21 protein-coding genes are annotated in these 18,650 nt (G+C 51.6%); 16 read left to right on the forward strand and 5 right to left on the reverse strand.

The features are described 5' to 3' along the window. Positions 1-2 precede the first annotated feature (2 nt). Complete coding sequence (locus tag CWE12_RS01320) at positions 3-215, reverse strand: CPXCG motif-containing cysteine-rich protein (protein ID WP_126787775.1); 213 nt, start codon at positions 213-215, stop codon at positions 3-5. A 150-nt stretch (positions 216-365) separates the two neighbouring features. Further along, entirely contained in the window at positions 366-1,265 is a 900-nt protein-coding gene (locus CWE12_RS01325; RefSeq protein WP_126787776.1) for a DMT family transporter, read from the reverse strand. Positions 1,266-1,444: 179 nt separating this feature from the next. On the opposite strand from CWE12_RS01325, the gene thrS reads away from it, so the two are divergent. From thrS to CWE12_RS01360, 7 genes are all read left to right on the forward strand, one after another. Next, positions 1,445-3,358 (forward strand): threonine--tRNA ligase, encoded by a 1,914-nt coding sequence (thrS, locus tag CWE12_RS01330; protein WP_126787777.1) that lies wholly within the window; start codon positions 1,445-1,447, stop codon positions 3,356-3,358. Between the two features lie 6 nt (positions 3,359-3,364). Next, positions 3,365-3,919, forward strand: a complete 555-nt coding sequence (infC, locus tag CWE12_RS01335) for a translation initiation factor IF-3 (RefSeq protein WP_198675661.1) — start codon at positions 3,365-3,367, stop codon at positions 3,917-3,919. A 102-nt stretch (positions 3,920-4,021) separates the two neighbouring features. Beyond that, positions 4,022-4,219: a 50S ribosomal protein L35 gene (gene rpmI / locus CWE12_RS01340; protein ID WP_126787778.1), complete on the forward strand. Its 198-nt coding sequence runs from the start codon at positions 4,022-4,024 to the stop codon at positions 4,217-4,219. A gap of 25 nt (positions 4,220-4,244) precedes the next feature. Continuing rightward, positions 4,245-4,601, forward strand: coding sequence for a 50S ribosomal protein L20 (gene rplT / locus CWE12_RS01345; protein WP_126787779.1), 357 nt, complete (start codon positions 4,245-4,247; stop codon positions 4,599-4,601). 239 nt (positions 4,602-4,840) lie between these two features. Continuing rightward, complete coding sequence (gene pheS / locus CWE12_RS01350) at positions 4,841-5,821, forward strand: phenylalanine--tRNA ligase subunit alpha (protein ID WP_126787780.1); 981 nt, start codon at positions 4,841-4,843, stop codon at positions 5,819-5,821. A gap of 12 nt (positions 5,822-5,833) precedes the next feature. After that, positions 5,834-8,224 (forward strand): phenylalanine--tRNA ligase subunit beta, encoded by a 2,391-nt coding sequence (gene pheT, locus CWE12_RS01355; protein ID WP_126787781.1) that lies wholly within the window; start codon positions 5,834-5,836, stop codon positions 8,222-8,224. Position 8,225: 1 nt separating this feature from the next. Further along, positions 8,226-8,516, forward strand: coding sequence for an integration host factor subunit alpha (locus CWE12_RS01360; protein ID WP_126787782.1), 291 nt, complete (start codon positions 8,226-8,228; stop codon positions 8,514-8,516). Between the two features lie 89 nt (positions 8,517-8,605). On the opposite strand, the gene CWE12_RS01365 is transcribed toward CWE12_RS01360, so the two are convergent. The 3 genes from CWE12_RS01365 to CWE12_RS01375 all read right to left on the reverse strand — a co-directional run bounded on the left by CWE12_RS01365 (position 8,606) and on the right by CWE12_RS01375 (position 10,561). Then, positions 8,606-9,280, reverse strand: coding sequence for a ChrR family anti-sigma-E factor (locus CWE12_RS01365; protein WP_126787783.1), 675 nt, complete (start codon positions 9,278-9,280; stop codon positions 8,606-8,608). Further along, positions 9,277-9,891: a sigma-70 family RNA polymerase sigma factor gene (locus CWE12_RS01370; RefSeq protein WP_126787784.1), complete on the reverse strand. Its 615-nt coding sequence runs from the start codon at positions 9,889-9,891 to the stop codon at positions 9,277-9,279. Before CWE12_RS01370 ends, CWE12_RS01365 begins: the two co-directional genes overlap by 4 nt. Positions 9,892-9,976: 85 nt before the next feature. Beyond that, on the reverse strand, positions 9,977-10,561 hold the full coding sequence (locus tag CWE12_RS01375) for an LON peptidase substrate-binding domain-containing protein (protein ID WP_126787785.1): 585 nt from the start codon (positions 10,559-10,561) through the stop codon (positions 9,977-9,979). A gap of 130 nt (positions 10,562-10,691) precedes the next feature. On the opposite strand from CWE12_RS01375, the gene CWE12_RS01380 reads away from it, so the two are divergent. Genes CWE12_RS01380 through CWE12_RS01420 form a run of 9 tightly spaced genes read left to right on the forward strand, consistent with a single transcriptional unit; the run spans position 10,692 to position 18,647 of the window. After that, complete coding sequence (locus CWE12_RS01380) at positions 10,692-11,633, forward strand: YbgA family protein (RefSeq protein WP_126787786.1); 942 nt, start codon at positions 10,692-10,694, stop codon at positions 11,631-11,633. A 3-nt stretch (positions 11,634-11,636) separates the two neighbouring features. Beyond that, positions 11,637-13,067 (forward strand): cryptochrome/photolyase family protein, encoded by a 1,431-nt coding sequence (locus CWE12_RS01385; protein ID WP_126787787.1) that lies wholly within the window; start codon positions 11,637-11,639, stop codon positions 13,065-13,067. 10 nt (positions 13,068-13,077) lie between these two features. Beyond that, positions 13,078-13,518: a nuclear transport factor 2 family protein gene (locus CWE12_RS01390; protein ID WP_126787788.1), complete on the forward strand. Its 441-nt coding sequence runs from the start codon at positions 13,078-13,080 to the stop codon at positions 13,516-13,518. Next, positions 13,515-14,231, forward strand: a complete 717-nt coding sequence (locus CWE12_RS01395) for an SDR family NAD(P)-dependent oxidoreductase (RefSeq protein WP_126787789.1) — start codon at positions 13,515-13,517, stop codon at positions 14,229-14,231. Before CWE12_RS01390 ends, CWE12_RS01395 begins: the two co-directional genes overlap by 4 nt. A gap of 52 nt (positions 14,232-14,283) precedes the next feature. Further along, positions 14,284-15,549, forward strand: a complete 1,266-nt coding sequence (locus CWE12_RS01400) for an NAD(P)/FAD-dependent oxidoreductase (protein WP_126787790.1) — start codon at positions 14,284-14,286, stop codon at positions 15,547-15,549. A gap of 2 nt (positions 15,550-15,551) precedes the next feature. Further along, on the forward strand, positions 15,552-16,295 hold the full coding sequence (locus tag CWE12_RS01405) for a DUF1365 domain-containing protein (protein ID WP_126787791.1): 744 nt from the start codon (positions 15,552-15,554) through the stop codon (positions 16,293-16,295). A gap of 45 nt (positions 16,296-16,340) precedes the next feature. Further along, positions 16,341-17,609: an SAM-dependent methyltransferase gene (locus tag CWE12_RS01410; protein ID WP_126787792.1), complete on the forward strand. Its 1,269-nt coding sequence runs from the start codon at positions 16,341-16,343 to the stop codon at positions 17,607-17,609. A 14-nt stretch (positions 17,610-17,623) separates the two neighbouring features. Then, the gene (locus CWE12_RS01415) at positions 17,624-18,118 is read left to right on the forward strand and encodes a DUF2878 domain-containing protein (RefSeq protein WP_275540976.1); all 495 of its coding nucleotides are present in this window, start codon (positions 17,624-17,626) and stop codon (positions 18,116-18,118) included. Continuing rightward, a complete protein-coding gene (locus CWE12_RS01420) occupies positions 18,111-18,647 on the forward strand; it encodes a chalcone isomerase family protein (RefSeq protein WP_126787794.1) in 537 nt (178 codons plus the stop codon). The genes CWE12_RS01415 and CWE12_RS01420 overlap by 8 nt, the downstream gene beginning before the upstream one ends. Positions 18,648-18,650: the final 3 nt, after the last annotated feature.

Raw genomic sequence — 18,650 nt, forward strand, 5'->3', positions numbered from 1 at the left:
ACTCAATAATATTGTTCATCATCGGCGTCGACGCTGACATGCAGTTTACCGTCGCCGATGTCACGGTGGATGCGGATGTGGATATCGCCGCCACACGCCGCGCACTCGTCCTGATAGTCCTGTTCTTCCTCACTAATATCAATATCGAGATGAACATTATGTCCACAATGCGGACAGTGTAAAATTGCGTCTTTTAACTGCGTAGTTGCTGCCATGGCGCGCCTCGGTTGCCTTTTTGTTGTTTGCTGCCCGGATTCGGATAGCTTGGCTTGGTAAATAAGTGTAGCAAGCAGGCGAGATTTTGCCTGCTGCTATGCCAGCACGGCTATGCCAGCAAAACTATGCCAGCAAGCAACCAGAGGCGGTTAACGTAAAAACAGCAGTGCAATACCAGCCAGAGCCAGCAGGGTTCCGAGCAGGGCTCGTAGCGACAGTGTTTTTCCCAGAAGTACATTAATTGCAATCATGAACAGCGGTGCTGTGGCGAGCAGGGTTTGCGCAATGCCGGGTGTCACATAGGCAATAGCCACCTGCTGCAGACCAATGGCCATAAAGGTGCCAAAAAAGATTGCCACCATCAGCGGCAGCAAGCGGGTTTTCGCCAGTGCCTGACGGGTACTGGTTAGAATGCCGGGGGCGACCAGCAAAAGGCCGATGGTTAAGGCTAAAGTGCCACCGCCGAGCCGCACCAATGCTGCCTGCAAGGCGTTAATTTCAAAGGCCTGCAAGGCGTGAAAGGCCATCACCAGACCCACCGCCTGACACCAGGCCGCGGTGACCGCAAAGGCCAGTCCGGAACGGCTCAGGCGCGCGGGCATCTGGTCGTGTTGCATACGTTTCTCGCTGAGCACAAAGATTACCCCGGCAATAACGGTTAATGCGGCGATAATTTCCAGCAGGCTGAGCCGCTCACGCAGAAACATCCAGGCCAGTACGGCAGCAAAGGGTGGGGCCAGGTACTCAAGCAATATGGTGTGTGCAGGACCAAGGCGACGCAGGGCGGAGAAGTAACAGGTGTCGCCGATGGTTATACCGATGACACCGCTGAGCAGTAACCACCACAGGGCCGGTGAGCGCAGGTCAAGTTCAAAGCCAAGACCAAACAGGTACAGGCTGCCAAGTAACAGGGGGCAGGCAACCAGGCCTTTTACCAGGTTTAACTGCGCGGCACTGAGGTGCAGGCTTGAGCGATTATAGAGTAAGGTCGCCAGCGCCCAGAACAGGGCTGCCAATAACGCGGCTAGTTGGCCAATAAGCAAAGTCATAATTGAACTGCATTCATGTTTGCAAACAAAGTCGCTAGCTTACGTGGTTAATGGCATCCGGGCAAAGGTTGCGTTGCGCTAAGGCCCTGCTTTAGGTATAGTTTCTGCCACGTTATAGCCTTACCGACAAACAATGCATGTGGCACTTGGTAGGTGTCACCACTGTGAAAGGAACTATCATGCCTGTAATTACACTTCCTGATGGCAGTCAACGCGAGTTTGACCGCCCTGTTTCCGTGTTAGATATTGCGCTGGACATTGGTCCCGGCCTGGCCAAAGCAACCGTAGCTGGTCGCGTGAATGGTGAACTGGTTGACGCCAGTGACCCCATAGATACCGATGCAAAAGTCGAAATTATCACCCCAAAAAACAGCGAAGGCATCGAGATAATTCGCCATTCGTGTGCGCATTTACTTGGCCATGCCATTAAGCAGCTGTGGCCAGACACCAAAATGGCCATCGGCCCGACCATCGATAACGGCTTTTATTACGATGTCGATATCGATCGGCCATTGAGCCAGGACGATTTGCAGGCACTGGAAAAGCGCATGCAGGAACTGGCTAAGACTGACTATGACGTGGTCAAAAAGAAAGTCAGCTGGGCTGAGGCGCGGGAAGTGTTCGTCGAGCGCAGTGAACCGTACAAAGTTGAAATCCTGGATGACAATATCAGTAAAGATGATCGTCCAGGGCTGTATCACCACGAAGAATATGTCGACATGTGCCGCGGTCCGCACGTGCCGAATATGCGTTTTTGCAGGCATTTTAAAGTCATGAAAGTGGCCGGAGCCTACTGGCGCGGTGATTCTGATAACAAGATGCTGCAGCGTATTTATGGTACCGCCTGGGCCGACAAAAAAGAGCTCAAGGCTTACCTGCAGCGTCTGGAAGAAGCAGAAAAACGGGACCACCGTAAAATCGGCAAGATCCAGAATCTGTTCCACTGGCAGGAAGAAGCGCCGGGAATGGTGTTCTGGCACCACAACGGCTGGACTATTTTCCAGGAACTGGAAAAGTTCATCCGCGAAAAGCTGCGTGAATACGATTACGATGAAGTAAAAGGCCCATTTATGATGGACCGGGTGCTGTGGGAAAAATCAGGTCACTGGGAGAAGTTCTCCGAGCTGATGTTTACCACTCATTCTGAATCGCGCGATTATGCCATTAAGCCGATGAACTGCCCGGGGCATGTGCAGATCTTCAACCAGGGTCTGAAGTCGTACCGTGACCTGCCATTGCGCATGGCCGAGTTCGGCTGCTGTCACCGTAATGAACCTTCAGGCGCGCTGCATGGCTTAATGCGTGTGCGCGGGTTTACCCAGGATGACGCCCATATTTTCTGTACTGAAGAACAAATTCAGGAAGAAGTCGCTGGCTGTATTCGTATGGTTTACGAGACGTACCAGGCATTCGGTTTTGATCGTATTGACGTCAAGCTGTCAACGCGGCCGGAGAAACGGCTGGGTGATGACGCCATGTGGGACCGCTCAGAAGCGGCGCTGGCTGAAGCACTGAAAAGTCATGACATCGAATTTGAATACCTGCCAGGCGAGGGCGCTTTCTACGGTCCTAAGATCGAGTTTACCTTGTTCGATTGTCTCGGCCGGCACTGGCAGTGTGGCACCATTCAGCTAGACTTTGCCTTGCCTGAGCGTTTAGGCGCAACCTATGTGGGCGAAGACAACGAGCGCCATACGCCGGTGATGATTCACCGTGCAATTCTGGGCTCGCTGGAACGTTTTATGGGTATTTTGATTGAAGAATATGCTGGTTTCTTCCCGACCTGGTTATCGCCGAGACAGGCAGTGGTGATGAATATCACCGATAAACAGGCCGATTATGTCAATGAAGTGGTCGCAGATATGAAAAAACAAGGATTTCGCGTGACCGCCGACTTGAGAAATGAGAAGATAGGCTTTAAAATTCGCGAGCATACTTTACAGCGTGTTCCCTACCTCATTGTCGTTGGTGACAAAGAGGTCGAAAACGGCGAATTAGCCGTCCGTACGCGCAAAGGTGACGATTTAGGAACATTCAGCGTGGCTGAGTTTACTGAGCACCTGCGTCAGGAAGTGGATACACGCAACTTATAATTCTGTTTGGAGGAATACACAATTAAAGGCGGAAAAAGAGGCCAAAAGGTCGATAAAACCCGAATTAATGATGACATCACTGCTGCTGAGATCCGTTTAATCGATCTGGAAGGCGAGCAGGCTGGCATCGTAAGTTTGAATGAAGCACTAGACGCTGCAGCAGAAGCGGGGGTAGACCTCGTCGAGATCAGTCCTAATGCAGAGCCGCCAGTGTGTCGAGTAATGGATTACGGTAAGTTCCTTTACGAAAAAAGTAAGGAACAAAAGGAAGCGAAGAAGAAGCAAAAACAGATTCAGGTTAAGGAAGTTAAATTCCGACCTGGAACTGATGAAGGCGATTACCAGGTAAAACTGCGCAACCTGCGTCGCTTTCTTGAGGGTGGTGACAAAACGAAAGTCACTATACGTTTCCGTGGCCGGGAAATGGCACATCAGGAACTGGGTACTGAGCTGTTGGAACGGGTCAAAAAAGACCTTGAAGACATTGCTTTGTGCGAGTTCTTCCCTCGCCGGGCCGAAGGTCGCCAGATGATTATGGTGCTGGCACCTAACAAGAAGTGATTGAGGTCTTCAAGTAAGCGCAGCTGTTTACAGCTGCGTTTCACCCTGTCACACATTTAACTGTTACCCCGTTAATGGGGATTACAATGCGGAGTTTTAGCAATGCCTAAAATGAAATCGGTAAAAAGTGCAACTAAGCGCTTTAAGAAAACTGCTTCAGGCGGTTACAAGTGCAAGCAGTCTCACCTGCGTCACATCCTGACCAAAAAGAGCTCTAAGCGTAAGCGTCATCTGCGTGCCAAGTCCATGGTACACCAGAATGATAAAGCCCTAGTTGATCGTATGTTGCCGTACGCGTAAGCGTACGAAAGAGGAGAGATAAAGCATGGCACGAGTAAAACGTGGTGTGGTCGCGCGTGCGCGTCACAAGAAAATACTGAAGCAAGCGAAAGGTTATTATGGTGCACGTAGTCGTGTTTTCCGTGTAGCGAAACAGGCTGTCACGAAAGCAGGTCAATACGCATACCGTGACCGTCGTGTGAAGAAACGTACGTTCCGTCAACTGTGGATCGTTCGTATCAACGCTGCGGCGCGTCAAAGTGGTTTGTCTTACAGCCGTTTTATCAACGGTCTGAAGAAAGCTTCTGTTGAGATCGATCGCAAGATTCTGGCTGACATCGCGGTTCACGATCAGAAAGGCTTTGCCGCTCTGGTTGAGAAAGCAAAAGAAGGTCTGGCGTAAGCTAGTCACTCTCGCGAGTAAGTAAGAATAGAGAAAGGGAGCCAGTGGCTCCCTTTTTTGTGCCTGTTTGCTGACAATTTTCACAAGCATGCCCATTTACACCTGCATTTCGTACTGACATTCAGGTATCATGAGCACTTTATTTTTCACGTGAATCAATGCATTGGCTGCGGTGCAGAGCCCGTTCTCAGGTGCTAGTCGCCAGCCCAGTGCAACTCAAACCCTGGTTGAGGAAAATCATGGATTTAAACGAAATACTGACGCAGGCGAAAGCGGCGGTTGCAGCCGCCAGTACGCCCGCAGAGCTAGATGACGTTCGGGTCAACTACATGGGTAAAAAAGGCCTGTTAACCGAACAGCTAAAGCAGCTGGGCAAGCTTTCTGCTGAAGAACGTCCCCAGGCTGGCCAGGCGATCAACCAGGCAAAACAAGAGCTGCAGCAGATCCTGAATGCGCGTAATGACGAGCTTAAGCAGGCGGAAATGAACCAGAAGCTTGCCGCTGAGCGCATTGATGTCACCTTAGCAGGGCGCCGTGCTAACCGCGGTGGTATGCACCCGGTTACACGCACCATTCAGCGCATTGAAGACTACTTTGGCCAGTTAGGCTTTAGTGTCAAAGTTGGGCCTGAAGTTGAAGACGACTTCCATAACTTTGATGCCCTGAATATTCCGGCGCAACATCCTGCGCGGGCTGATCACGACACCTTTTATTTTACCCCGGCAACCATGCTGCGGACGCAGACCTCGGGCGTGCAGATCCGCACCATGGAAACTGAGCAGCCGCCGCTACGAATCATATCGCCGGGCCGGGTCTATCGGAATGACTATGATCAGACCCATACCCCGATGTTCCATCAGGTTGAAGGCCTGATGGTTGACACCGATGTCAGCTTTACCGAGCTTAAAGGTATTTTGCACGACTTTCTGCATCACTTTTTTGAAGAAGATCTGGAGATCCGTTTCCGTCCGTCGTACTTCCCGTTTACTGAGCCGTCGGCTGAAGTGGACGTGCGCCGCGCCGGTGGTGACTGGCTGGAAGTATTGGGCTGTGGAATGGTTCACCCCAATGTATTGAAAGCAGTTGGCATTGATAGTGAAAAGTACACCGGTTTTGCCTTTGGTATGGGCGTTGAGCGCCTGACCATGCTGCGCTACGGCGTGAATGACCTGCGTGCATTTTTTGAGAATGATCTTCGTTTCCTCGAGCAGTTTAAATAAGGACCAGAGCCAATGAAATTCAGTGAACAATGGCTACGTGAATGGGTCAGCCCGGATTTAACCAGTAACCAACTGGCCGAACAGCTTAGTATGGCCGGTCTGGAAGTAGACGCCGTGGAACCGGTTGCCGCCGCCTTTGATCAGGTGGTGGTGGGTGAGGTTGTTGAATGCGGTCCACACCCGGATGCCGACAAGTTGCAGGTGACCAAAGTAAACGTCGGTGGCGACGAGCTGCTTGATATCGTCTGCGGTGCGCCTAACTGCCGTCAGGGTTTGAAAGTGGTCGTGGCCACCGTGGGTGCGACACTGCCTGGTGATTTTAAGATCAAGAAAGCCAAACTGCGCGGCGCGCCGTCACACGGCATGCTTTGCTCCAGTAAAGAACTCGGTCTTGATGACGAGCATGCGGGTATCATTGAGCTACCGGCTGATGCGCCTGTGGGTAAAGATTACCGTCAATGGCTTGGTCTTGATGATTCCATGCTGGATGTCGATTTAACCCCAAACCGTGCCGATTGCCTTGGTATCAAAGGTATTGCCCGTGAAGTAGGGGTACTGAATAACCTCGACGTGAAAGAACTGGCAGTTAGCCCGGTCGCCCCGACGATTGACGACACGCGACAGATCACTTTGCAGGCACCGCAAGCCTGCCCGCGCTATCTTGGCCGTGTGGTGCGTGGTATTGACGTGACCAAGCCAACACCGTTGTGGATGAAAGAGCGTTTACGCCGCAGTGGTGTGCGCTCAATTGATGCCGTGGTCGATATTACCAACTATGTCTTACTGGAGCTTGGCCACCCGATGCACGCGTTTGATTTAGCGACGCTAGAGGGTGATATTCAGGTACGCATGGCGAACACCGATGAGTCGCTGACGTTGCTGGATGGGCAAACAGTTAGCTTGCAGGACGACGTACTGGTGATTGCCGATGAGAAAAAAGCACTGGCGATGGCGGGTATTTTCGGTGGTGAACAAAGCGGTGTGACTGCAGCGTCCAGCGATATATTCCTTGAAAGCGCCTTTTTTGCGCCGACTGCGATTATGGGCCGTGCGCGCCGCTTTGGTTTACATACCGATGCTTCACATCGCTATGAACGTGGCGTTGACCCGGAATTACAGCGCACTGCGATGGAGCGCGCGACTGAGCTGTTGCTCGAGATCTGTGGTGGTCAAGCTGGCCCGGTCGTCGAAGCCGCTTCAGCGGAACACGTGCCAAAGGCTGCTGAGGTGTCATTGCGCCGCGAGCGTCTGGCCGCGGTGCTAGGTATTTCGGTTGCGGATACTCAGGTCACCGAAATCATGCAACGGCTTGGTTTTAAAGTGACCGCAAATGACGCTGGCTGGCAGGTTGAAGTGCCTACCTATCGCTTTGACATTGCGATTGAGGAAGATTTGATTGAAGAAGTAGCGCGGGTGTATGGCTACAACAACATTCCGTCGGTGGCACCTAAAGCCGCGCTGAAAATGTCCCGTCGTAACGAGGCTGAACTAAGTTTGCGTGACGCGCAGCGTAGTTTACAGGCGTTGGGTTATCAGGAAGCTATTACCTACAGCTTTGTCGACCCGAAACACCAGGCGGCACTATTCCCGGAACAGGCAACACTGACTTTGCCTCATCCGATTTCGGTAGAGATGTCATCGATGCGCTTGAGCTTATGGCCGGGCTTATTAAGTGCAGTCGGCTATAACCAGAAGCGTCAGCAGGCCAGTGTGCGCATGTTTGAGTCGGGACTGAGCTTTGTCCCCGACGCAACAGCTGAAAATGGTGTCCGTCAGCAGTCGATGATTGCCGGTGTGATTGCCGGCAGCGTGCAAGGTGAACATTGGGCGGATGGTGAGCAGGCGGTTGATTTCTATGATATCAAAGGCCATGTCGAGAACCTGTTGCGGCTGACAGCGCACGCCGCTGATTTCCGCTTTGTCGCCAGTCAACACAGTGCGTTGCATCCGGGGCAGAGCGCCGCTATTTACTTAGGCGAGCGTTTAGTTGGTTATGTCGGAGCGGTTCATCCGCAGTTCAGTAAAACCTTTGGTTTAAAAGGCCGGGTGTTTGCCTTTGAATTGCAGCTGGATGCAATTTTGCAACGGACATTGCCCAAAGCAAGCAAGATTTCACGCTATCCATCGATTCGCCGCGACCTGGCTTTACTCGTTGATGAGCAGGTTGCAGCAGGGGAAATCCTTGTTGTTATTGAGAAATTTGGCGAAAGTCGTTTAGTTGACCTAAACTTATTTGACGTTTATCAGGGTGAGAATACGCCTGCAGGTAAAAAGAGCCTGGCGATTTCGATGGTTTTGCAGGATGTTGAACGAACCCTTGAAGAAAACGAAGTGAACGAGTTTGTTAATGGCGTTGTCGAATTGCTGAAAAACGAATTCGACGCGGTACTAAGGGATGGCTAATATGGCACTGACGAAGGCTGAAATTGCAGAACACCTGTCTGAAAAGGTTGGACTGAGCAAAAAAGACGCCAAGGACATGGTGGAACTGTTTTTTGAAGAGGTTCGGGCTGCACTGGAAAGCGGAGAGCAGGTTAAGTTATCAGGTTTTGGTAACTTTGAGCTACGTGATAAAGCGGAGCGACCGGGGCGGAATCCAAAAACTGGTGAAGACATTCCAATTTCAGCCCGTCGTGTTGTTACTTTCAGGCCCGGTCAAAAGCTTAAAGTACGGGTCGAAGACGCGAAAATCTGAGACAAGTCCGAGACTGTCTGAAACGAAAAAAGCACGCCATAATTGGCGTGCTTTTTTGTGACGCTACCGAGCGTGCTCAGCGGTATGTACTAGCGAAAAAACAAATTGCTGAATGGATTCAACAAGCGGCTAATACCTGAGGTGAAATGGAGTGGAGCGTCCATGACCGCTAAAATCAGGCAATCTTCGTCGTTGGTATGCGGTGTATGTTTATGGGTGCCGTCGAGTAGCAGTAAATCGCCATCTGAATATTGGCCGTACTCGTCCGAAAACGTCCCGTTAATAACTACCTGCAGTTCGCTACCACGGTGGGTATGCTCAGGTACGCTGCAATGCTGACCCATATAGATAAGGTTAGCGACTTCGTCAGTACCCAGAGAAAGCGATGCCCGCCACATATTGCCGATCATCTTATTCCAGGGGCCAATACGGGCTTGCTGACGTGCCAGCGAGCGGGGCAGTTTAAAGCGCTTGCCTTCCAGTGAAATCATACCATCATGGCTGGTTTCAGCGGTGAGGGGGCGCTGCTCAACGGCGCTCTCAGAACTGAATATGGCATCCAGCATCAGCTGCATGTCACTGTCACCAAGTTGGGCAGAGTTCTGAAACACTTCTGCGCTCAGTTCAGCCTCGATAGCACTACAATGGCGCTGACAATGTGGGCACATATCAACATGGGTCGCAACAACCAGGGCCGACGCGGAGTTAAGGTCACCGGCTACGTAATCGCGCAACAAATTCTGGGCTGGGTGTGATTTAATCATTCGGTAATCAACTCTTTTAGTTTACGTAATGCGAGTCGAGTCCGTGATTTAACGGTACCCAGCGGAATTCCAAGTGAATCGGACACTTCCTGTTGTGACTTGCCTTCCACATAAATCTTTTCGATGACGACGCGTTGTGCATCAGGCAGTTTGGCGTAGTAACCGCTGATCTCCTGCATCAAAATACCATGGTCGAGGGCATAGTCGTCCCCCCACGAATCCGAGGTTTCTGCCAGTACTGGCCATAATTCGTCGGCACTGATTTCGTCGCGGCGATGTTTGTTCTTACGCAGGATATCGAAGCGAATGTTACGCGCTATGGTAAAAATCCAGGTAGCAGGGGCGCCTTTGTCGGCGTTGAATAAATGCGCTTTATGCCAGACATTGGTCATCGTTTCCTGAACCAGATCGGCAGCAATTTGTTCGTTGCCAAACTGGCGTGAGCCATAGGCAAGTAATTTAGGCGCAAAATGGCGGAACAGTTCACTAAAGGAACGGCGACACCGATCACCGGCTACTGTCGCCAGCAACCTTGTCAGGTGCTCTGCTTCGTCCGGCTTGGTCGTTTTCATAACGGTACGGGGCGCATCTCTGTTTGGTTGTAACTGCATATCGTTTCAGCCTGTTCGCTACTCACTAAGGAGTTTAATGCCACTAGTTATTACTAACCATTACGTGTGTATAGATGTAAACAGATCACTCTACCAGCGAACGAATGAATTCTTTCACAGGTTGGGTATTGTGGCTCGCTAAAAGTTCCTGTTTCTTTTGCGGCTCCAATGGAAGAATCTCCAGCCAACGTTGACATATCCAGGGTTCATCGTCGAGCTTTTTTTCCGGGTAAAGCTCTGCCAGCTCAGGGTAGGCTTCAAATACTTCCTGTAAGCGCTGACGTAACAGAATGTCCTCATCGCTTAATTCAGTTGCCTGCCATTCTTCGCGCAGCGTGACATTGGCGGTGCGCAAACCATCTTTGGCGGTGTCGATATGTCCGACTTCGAACAGTTGCTCGCCAGCCACGGTGATCCCCAACATGCCGTCGGGCAGTGATTCAAAGTCGATGATATTGACCAGAGTACCAATTGGCAGTATGTGTGAATTGTTGTCACTGCGGCCTTTTGGATTCAGCATGCAGACGCCGAACCCTTTCTGTTCGGACAGGGCCTCTTTGATCATTCGAATGTAACGCTGCTCGAAAATTCGTAATTGTAATCTGCCACCGGGAAGCACGTGCGACGTCAGTGGAAACAGAGCTATCGATGTTGGCTTAAATGGTGTCATAGTATACTTCTAACGTTTATGAACCTGATGACCATATTTTACGCACCAAGTTTAAAGATGGATCTCAAATAAAGCGCGATCCATTTAATTAAAACACACGTATTTTTCGAACAATCATAGAATAATGAGGATGAGTCTAGTGATCAAAGTGGGCATCAGCTCCTGTTTAGTTGGCGAAAAGGTACGTTACGACGGTGGCCATAAACGATCGGATTTTTGTGATGTCGAGTTGCGACGTCACCTTCAACTGGTTCCTTACTGCCCTGAAGTGGGCATTGGCCTGGGTGTTCCGCGACCGACTATACGCTTGCAGGGTGACAGTCACGCCCCCGATGCGGTGATTGTAAAAACGGCTGAGTCGGTGACTGAGCGGCTGGCCGACTTTGCGAGCAACCGGGAACGTCAGTTTGAGCAGCTAAGTGGCTATATTCTTTGCGCGAAGTCGCCAAGCTGTGGCATGGAACGCGTCCGGGTATATAAAGAAGGAAGCAATGAAAATACCCGCGATGGAATGGGCATCTTCGCACGCCGAGTGCAGCAGATGTTTCCCGCTATGCCGTTGGAAGAAGACGGACGCCTGAATGACCCGCTGCTGCGGGAGAATTTTATTCTTCGGGTGTATGTGTATTCTGCCTGGCAGCAATTACCACGACCATTAACGGCGTCGGTTCTGCAAGGCTTTCATGCGCAGCAGAAATTCACTTTGCTTGCTCACAACCAGCCTGTGTATCGCGAACTTGGGCGTAAGCTGGCGGAGCAACGGAGTTTTGATGAGGACTTTACCACCTGGTATATCGAGACCTTAATGGATGCCTTGTCAAAACCAGCATCGCGGAAGAACCACACCAACGTTTTACAACATATCCAGGGCTTTTTCAGCGACCAGATGGACGCCGATGAGCGACAGGATTTGACCGAAGTGATACTAGGGTACAATAGTGGACAGCTGCCGCTGGTGGCGCCGCTGACCTTAATTAATCACTATCTGCGTAAGCACCCGGATACGTACCTGCAAGAGCAAAGTTACCTCCATCCGTACCCGGATGACCTTAAATTACGCTACGGTTTGTAAGCCATGACTGGATTAGTTTGGTTCCGCCAGGATTTACGTCTGGACGACAATGACGCCTTGCTACAAGCCATGCAAAACCACCGCAAAGTGGTCGCTGTGGTGGCGTTAACTGAGGCTCAATGGAGCGACCATGAATGGGCACCGATTAAGCGTGATCTCTACCAACGGCAACTGAATTTTCTCGGTGAGGCACTTGCTGAGCTGGGGATCGAACTGCGGGTAGTGCAGTGCGATTATTACCGCGAACTACCGCGCTTGTTATTGCAACTGGCAAACGAGGTTCAGGTTTCGGCGTTGTATGCCAATCGTGACTATGCGTTGGATGAACGCCGTCGTGATGCTGCCGTGGATGCCTGGTTTGAACAGCATGACCTGCAATGCCACTGGTTTGACAGTAACTTGCTGGTGCGACCGCTGGAGGTTAAGCCGCAAACCTCCGGGTACTACAAAAAATTTACGCCGTTTTTCAAATCCTGGTGTGCGCGCCTGGCCGAGCTGGGTATAGCCGAATCCAGTAAGCGAACGCTTGCCGGTTATAAGGGAAAGGCCGAGGCGCTGAATTTCACGCCGATAGATCTCGACGCAGCGAAAAGGGATGCCAGCCAATGGGCCCGAACTGAGCGTGATGCGGGCGTCCAGCTACAGGGTTTTATTGAAGAGCAGGTGGCAGATTATCAACGCAAACGCGACGTACCCGCCGACGATGCGACGTCGCGACTGTCGCCACTGTGGGAAGTGGGCGTGTTGTCACCGCGTGCCGCCGCCCGGGCACTGCAGGCACTCAGCCCAGAATTTCCCTATGGCTTGGACGAGGGTGCGAAAACCTGGCTTAGTGAGCTGGCCTGGCGTGAGTTTTATCAGCATCTGATGTTTCATGTGCCAGCGTTGAGTATGGGCAAAGCGTTTCAGGCGTATACTGAAGAATTCCCCTGGCGGTATGATAAAGCGGATTTCGCTCGCTGGTGTGAAGGACGTACCGGGTACCCGATTGTGGATGCGGGCATGCGACAGCTGCAGGCCGAAGGCTGGATGCATAATCGGGTCCGCATGATAGTGGCAAACTTCCTGGTCAAAGATCTGCATATAGACTGGCGCTGGGGTGAGCGCTTCTTTATGCAGCACCTGGTTGACGGTAGCTTTGCGGCGAATAATGGTGGCTGGCAGTGGAGTGCGTCGACGGGGACTGATGCGGTTCCTTATTTTCGGGTGTTTAATCCGACCCGACAAAGTGAACAAGTTGATCCGCAAGGTCTCTATATTCGTAAATGGGTAAGTGAATTAAATAATGTGCCTGCGAAGTATATTCATACCCCGCATGATTATTTACGAGCCAAGGGTTCAACCGACTACCCGCAACCTATGGTTGATCACAAAGCAGCCAGAGAAACATTTATTAGCACCTTTAAAGGATTAAAAACGGCGGTCAACAAATGAGGTTTACACAATGAAACACGATGAACTGCTAGACCAGCTTAAAGAATTCTACGCTGAGATGGAGAAAGGTAAGCTGCAGTCGCTGGGTGATTTTTATCATCAGGAAGTAACCTTTGAAGATCCGGTGCAACAGGTTTTGGGACTCGAAGACCTAAAGTCCTACCTGGAACATAGCATTGAAAATGTCGACTACTGTCACTTTACCTTTGAAGATGAACTGGTCAACGAGAAAGGTGGTTTTCTGACCTGGCAAATGCGCTTTGCCCATCCCAAAATCCGCGATGGTGCGGAAATTGTGGTTCCCGGCGTGACCCAACTGAAATTCGATGACGACAACGGCCTGATCCGCGAGCATCACGATTACTATGACATGGGTGCGCTGGTCTATGAGCACATCCCTGTCGTCGGCTGGCTGACCAACAAGGTCAAAGACCGGATGAAAACCTCATGAACATTCTTATTACTGGCGCGACCTCCGGAATTGGCGAGCAGGTTGCGCGTGACTACGCAGCGGCAGGGCATCAGGTCTGGGTCTGTGGCCGTAACCAAGAAAAGCTTTCGCAACTGGCTGCGCTTGGCGATGTGCATCCGCTGCAGTTCGATGTGACCGATACAAAACAATGTCAACAGCACCTCGGTGGTCTGCAGGGTCTGGACCTGGTGATTTTGAGTGCGGGTGTCTGTGAATACATCGACTATGCTCAGCATTTCGAGGTTGAGCTGGTAGAACGCGTGTTTCAGGCCAATTTCTTTGGCATGGTCAACTGTGCCCAAAGCCTGTTACCAAACCTGAGTAAGGGCAGTAAATTAGTCTTTATTGACAGCATGAGCCGACTATTGCCATTTACCCGTGCGCAAGCCTATGGCGCGAGTAAAGCAGCGACTTTTTACTTCGCCAAAAGTCTCGGTGTCGACTTAAAGCCCAAAGGCATTGAGGTGGTCACGGTGTCGCCAGGCTTTGTCAAAACCCCAATGACCGATGCCAATGATTTCGCTATGCCAATGCGGGTTACGGTGGCCCAGGCGTCTGCCGCATTGCGCAGTCAGTTGGCAAAGGGCCGCAGAACGATTTACTTCCCCCGTGTATTCGGCTGGATACTGCGCTTTATGCATAAATTACCTACCGCCATGCAGCTCTGGCTTGCACAGCGAATGAAAGATTAACTCTGGGTTCACCTGAACCTTATCTGAGCATCATTTGAGGAATAAACGAACGATGAAAATCGCCGTAGTCGGCAGTGGAATTGCCGGGCTGACCAGTGCCTATCTGTTGAGTAAGCGTCATGACGTGGATGTATTTGAGGCCAACGATTATATCGGTGGGCACACGGCCACGGTCGATGTCGATGGCCACGCCATTGATACCGGATTCATTGTTTTCAATGACCGCACCTACCCGAAGTTCCGTTACTTGATGCGTACCCTGGGCGTTGAGTGGCGCGATACCGAGATGAGTTTCAGCGTACATAACCCGACCACGGGACTTGAATACAACGGCCACACATTGGCCACCATGTTTGCGCAGAAACGCAATCTGCTGCGCCCCTCGTTTTATCGCATGCTGTGGGATATTGTGCGCTTTAATAAGGCGGCTAAGCAGGCGTTGGCCACGCTTGGTGAAGATGCGGATCAGCGTACTTTGGACGAGTTCGTTAACAGCCTCAGAGTAGGCACGCTGTTCAAAGAAAACTACTTGTATCCGATGTGCGCAGCGATCTGGTCGGCCAGCTTACGGGATGCGGCACAGTTTCCGCTCGGTTTTTTCCTGCGCTTTTTTATGAATCATGGCCTGCTTAATGTGACCGACCGGCCGCAATGGGCGACCATTTGTGGTGGTTCACGTGCGTACATTGAGCCAATGACGGCGTCATTCAAAGAGCGTATTTACCTGAATACCCCCGTACGCTCAATCGTCCGCGATGAGCAGGGGGTGCTGTTGACCACCGACGATGGCGAAGCACGGCGCTACGATGAAGTGATTCTGGCCTGCCACAGCGATCAGGCCCTTAAACTGTTAGCTGATGCCAGTGACGATGAAAAACACGTACTTGGGGCGATAGGCTACCAGGCCAACGAGGTTGTACTGCATACAGATACCAGCCTGTTACCGCAGCGAAAAGCCGCCTGGGCGAGCTGGAACTACTGGCTTCCGCAAGGTGATAAACGCGAGCAGAAACTGAGTTCGGTCACCTACAACATGAACATTCTGCAGGGGCTGCAAAGTGATACCACCTACTGCGTGACTCTGAACAACAGCGAGCGAATTGATCCGGACACCATCCTGCGCCGTTTCCAGTATCATCATCCGGTTTATTCGCTGTCGTCGATGGCAGCGAGAGAACAGCGTCCGTCGATTTGTGGCAAACGCCATACCCACTTTGCCGGGGCGTACTGGTACAGCGGTTTTCATGAAGACGGTGTGCGAAGTGCGTTTGATGTGGCGGCGCGCTTTGATCTGGCACCAGAGGTTGAGAGCAACTAACTATGCACAGTGCAATTTATACCGGGCAGGTTCGTCACCGCCGTTTTCAGCCAACTCAGCACCAGTTTACTTACAAGCTGATGCAATGGTGGCTGGCGTTGGATGAACTTGAGGAAGCGGGGGCGCAGAGCAAGTGGCTCAGCACCTCAGCCAGCTTTGCGCCACTGCACTTCAAAGCGACTGATTATCTGCGCGACCAATGGCAGGGAGCGCCGAATTTAAGTGCTGCAGTACTGAACAAGATCAATGCGCTGAATGAAGGCGAGCCGCTGCAGGGGCGTGTTTTCTTTCTCGGCAATATACGTTGTTGGGGGCTGTTTTTCAGTCCTCTCAACTGCTATTTCCTGCAGCAGTCGGATGGCCGCTTCAGCCATATGCTCGCGGAAGTTTCGAATACCCCCTGGAATCAGCGTCATTACTATTTGGTCGACCTGGCTGAGCAGGCACCGACTGAAAAGGCGTTCCATGTTTCCCCTTTCAACCCAATGAAAATGCAGTATCAATGGAAGATCAACCAACCCGGTGAACGTCAGTTTGTGCATATTGAAGCCCATCGCAGTGAGCGGGAATTCGATGCCACCATGGCATTAAAACGCCAGCCATTGAACCGAGTCGGCGTTCGTGACGTATTAAAGTCGTATCCGGTGATGAGCCTGAAGATTGTTGCAGGGATTTACTGGCAAGCATTGAAACTTTTCGTTAAACGGACCCCGTTGTATGGGCACCCGGGTAGCGGCAAGCGTTAAAAGAAACCATTAAAAAAATTACGTGTTAAGCAGGACGAAGTAATTATGGCAGAGCAACAACGAGCGATTGGTGCCCCATTAGAGGCACGGGGTATAGAGAAGTGGAGCCGCGAGATTGCCTTGCGCGCGTTCGCCCGGTTGAAACATGGCCATCTGATACTGACTGAGCAGGGCCACGTGGTGGGGGAGTTTGGTAACAAGCAGGACCCGCTGCATGCCCGTATTGATGTGCAGAGCGCCCGCATGTATCGCCGCTTTTTACTGAACGGAGATATCGGCGCAGGTGAGTCGTATATTGACGGTGACTGGCAAACACCTGATCTGGTTGCGGTGATTCGCATTTTTGCCCGTAATCTGGATGCGATGGACGAGATAGCGAGCCGCTTTGGCTGGCTAACCTGGCCGTTGCAAAAGCTTACGTTCATGTCGCGACGCAATTCGAAGCGCAAAGCCAAAGAAAACATTCTGTCGCACTATGATCTGGGCAATGAGTTATACAGCCGTTTCCTCGATCCGCAAATGCAATACTCCAGCGCAGTCTATCCAGACCAGGATGCTTCGCTTGCGGATGCTCAGAGTTATAAACTGAAGCGCCTTTGCGACATGCTCGACCTGCAGCCTGGCGATCATTTGCTGGAAATTGGCACGGGTTGGGGCGGACTCGCTGTGTACGCGGCTAAGCACTACGGCTGCAAAGTGACTTCTACCACTATTTCCGATGCACAACTGGCGTACGCGCAAACGCGGGTTAGTGCGGAAGGGTTAGATAAGCAGGTGACATTGCTCAATCAGGACTACCGTGACCTCGAAGGGACCTTCGATAAACTGGTCTCGGTGGAGATGATAGAAGCGGTCGGGCAGCAATATCTGGCTGGATTCTTCCGCAAGTGCAGCCAGTTGCTGAAGCCTAGCGGCCGTATGGTGCTGCAGGCTATTACTATTGCCGATCAGCGTGCCGAGCGTTACAACCGCGATGTCGACTTTATTCAGCAGCATGTTTTTCCTGGCGGGTATTTACCCTCGGTGGAGTTAATTGGCCGCCTGACCCGCAAGAAAACCGACATGGTTATTCGCCAGCTTGATGATATCGGTCTTGATTATGCACAGACGTTAAGTGACTGGCGTCAGGCGTTTAATCAGCATGCGAAAGAACTTAGCGAGCTTGGCTACGATGAGCGCTTTACTCGTTTCTGGAATTATTACCTCTGTTATTGCGAAGGTGGCTTTAGCGAGCGCCGGGTCAGTGCAGTCCAGCTGCTTGCAACCAAGCCAGCTGATAAGGGGGCCTTACGAACAAAATTAGCAACGCACTAAAGCACTTAACCAGGCTGGTTCACTTCTTTCTGTTTGATCTGATCTGGTTCCTTGCCGTCTGGGGACGGGAGCAATGGTTGTGGCTGACGATTGGGCTGGTCGTTGTACTCTATCTCAGTGCCTGGCGTTATTTATGGGCACGCAGGCGAACACTGGCCCTTTATATAGTGCTCGGCCTGGCCGCGGAGTATCTGGTGGTGCAGGCGGGTATTATAAGTTTTACCGGCACTGACCACTTACCCTGGTGGCTGGTTGTGCTTTGGTTTGGCTTTGCCGCTATGGCGATGGTGGTGTTTACCTGGTTGCGTGAACGCTACGTACTGGCCGCTATTGCAGGTCTGGTATTTGGCCCTGTTACCTATTTTGCCGGTGTTGGGCTGGGGGCAGCACAGCTTGAGGTTGACGCCTTCTGGGTTGGCGTTACGTATTCGCTGGTCTGGGCGTTACTGATGATGGTGCTGGTTTACCTACTGGCGCGGGATACTGATAAGGAGCAACGCTATGTTTAGAACGATTACAGGGCTGGTCGCATCACTTGGATTGGCACTATGCACCTTAGCATTTACAACCTCGACCGCCCACGCGGCCTGTCAGGTCGGGGTCGTTGAACCCTTGGAAAAAGTCGGTGAAACCCGGTTACGGGTCTATTTTTTCAAGGTGTATGACGCTGTCCTGTACACCGATAGCGGTAACTACCCGGAGGACCAGTCACTGGCGCTGGAGCTTAGTTACCTGCGTGACATCGAGGCCCGACAGTTGGTCGATACAACACGTGATGAGTGGCAGTCACTGGGCTATTCGATGGGTCAGCGGGAAGAGGCCTGGCTCGAAACTCTATCCGAAATATGGCCAGATGTAGCGGATGGTGACTGTCTGCTGGCGTATGCCGGTGAACAGGAAGGTGTTCGTTTTTACAACGCCGAGGGCGAGTTAGGAGGAATCGACGACGACGAGTTCAAACAGCGCTTTTTTGCGATTTGGCTCAGTGAAGATTCCAGCTTTCGTCGTAATCGTGATGAGTTAACAGGAGAACGATAATGA

This window comes from Aliidiomarina sedimenti (genome assembly GCF_003986955.1).
GTDB classification, from domain to species: Bacteria; Pseudomonadota; Gammaproteobacteria; order Enterobacterales; family Alteromonadaceae; genus Aliidiomarina; species Aliidiomarina sedimenti.

Bases quoted from the DNA above. Each gene is read 5' to 3' on its own strand.
- CWE12_RS01320 (WP_126787775.1), bottom strand. From the start codon at position 215: ATGGCAGCAACTACGCAGTTAAAAGACGCAATTTTACACTGTCCGCAT.
- CWE12_RS01325 (WP_126787776.1), bottom strand. From the start codon at position 1,265: ATGACTTTGCTTATTGGCCAACTAGCCGCGTTATTGGCAGCCCTGTTC.
- thrS (WP_126787777.1), top strand. From the start codon at position 1,445: ATGCCTGTAATTACACTTCCTGATGGCAGTCAACGCGAGTTTGACCGC.
- rpmI (WP_126787778.1), top strand. From the start codon at position 4,022: ATGCCTAAAATGAAATCGGTAAAAAGTGCAACTAAGCGCTTTAAGAAA.
- rplT (WP_126787779.1), top strand. From the start codon at position 4,245: ATGGCACGAGTAAAACGTGGTGTGGTCGCGCGTGCGCGTCACAAGAAA.
- pheS (WP_126787780.1), top strand. From the start codon at position 4,841: ATGGATTTAAACGAAATACTGACGCAGGCGAAAGCGGCGGTTGCAGCC.
- pheT (WP_126787781.1), top strand. From the start codon at position 5,834: ATGAAATTCAGTGAACAATGGCTACGTGAATGGGTCAGCCCGGATTTA.
- CWE12_RS01360 (WP_126787782.1), top strand. From the start codon at position 8,226: ATGGCACTGACGAAGGCTGAAATTGCAGAACACCTGTCTGAAAAGGTT.
- CWE12_RS01365 (WP_126787783.1), bottom strand. From the start codon at position 9,280: ATGATTAAATCACACCCAGCCCAGAATTTGTTGCGCGATTACGTAGCC.
- CWE12_RS01370 (WP_126787784.1), bottom strand. From the start codon at position 9,891: ATGCAGTTACAACCAAACAGAGATGCGCCCCGTACCGTTATGAAAACG.
- CWE12_RS01375 (WP_126787785.1), bottom strand. From the start codon at position 10,561: ATGACACCATTTAAGCCAACATCGATAGCTCTGTTTCCACTGACGTCG.
- CWE12_RS01380 (WP_126787786.1), top strand. From the start codon at position 10,692: ATGAGTCTAGTGATCAAAGTGGGCATCAGCTCCTGTTTAGTTGGCGAA.
- CWE12_RS01385 (WP_126787787.1), top strand. From the start codon at position 11,637: ATGACTGGATTAGTTTGGTTCCGCCAGGATTTACGTCTGGACGACAAT.
- CWE12_RS01390 (WP_126787788.1), top strand. From the start codon at position 13,078: ATGAAACACGATGAACTGCTAGACCAGCTTAAAGAATTCTACGCTGAG.
- CWE12_RS01395 (WP_126787789.1), top strand. From the start codon at position 13,515: ATGAACATTCTTATTACTGGCGCGACCTCCGGAATTGGCGAGCAGGTT.
- CWE12_RS01400 (WP_126787790.1), top strand. From the start codon at position 14,284: ATGAAAATCGCCGTAGTCGGCAGTGGAATTGCCGGGCTGACCAGTGCC.
- CWE12_RS01405 (WP_126787791.1), top strand. From the start codon at position 15,552: ATGCACAGTGCAATTTATACCGGGCAGGTTCGTCACCGCCGTTTTCAG.
- CWE12_RS01410 (WP_126787792.1), top strand. From the start codon at position 16,341: ATGGCAGAGCAACAACGAGCGATTGGTGCCCCATTAGAGGCACGGGGT.
- CWE12_RS01420 (WP_126787794.1), top strand. From the start codon at position 18,111: ATGTTTAGAACGATTACAGGGCTGGTCGCATCACTTGGATTGGCACTA.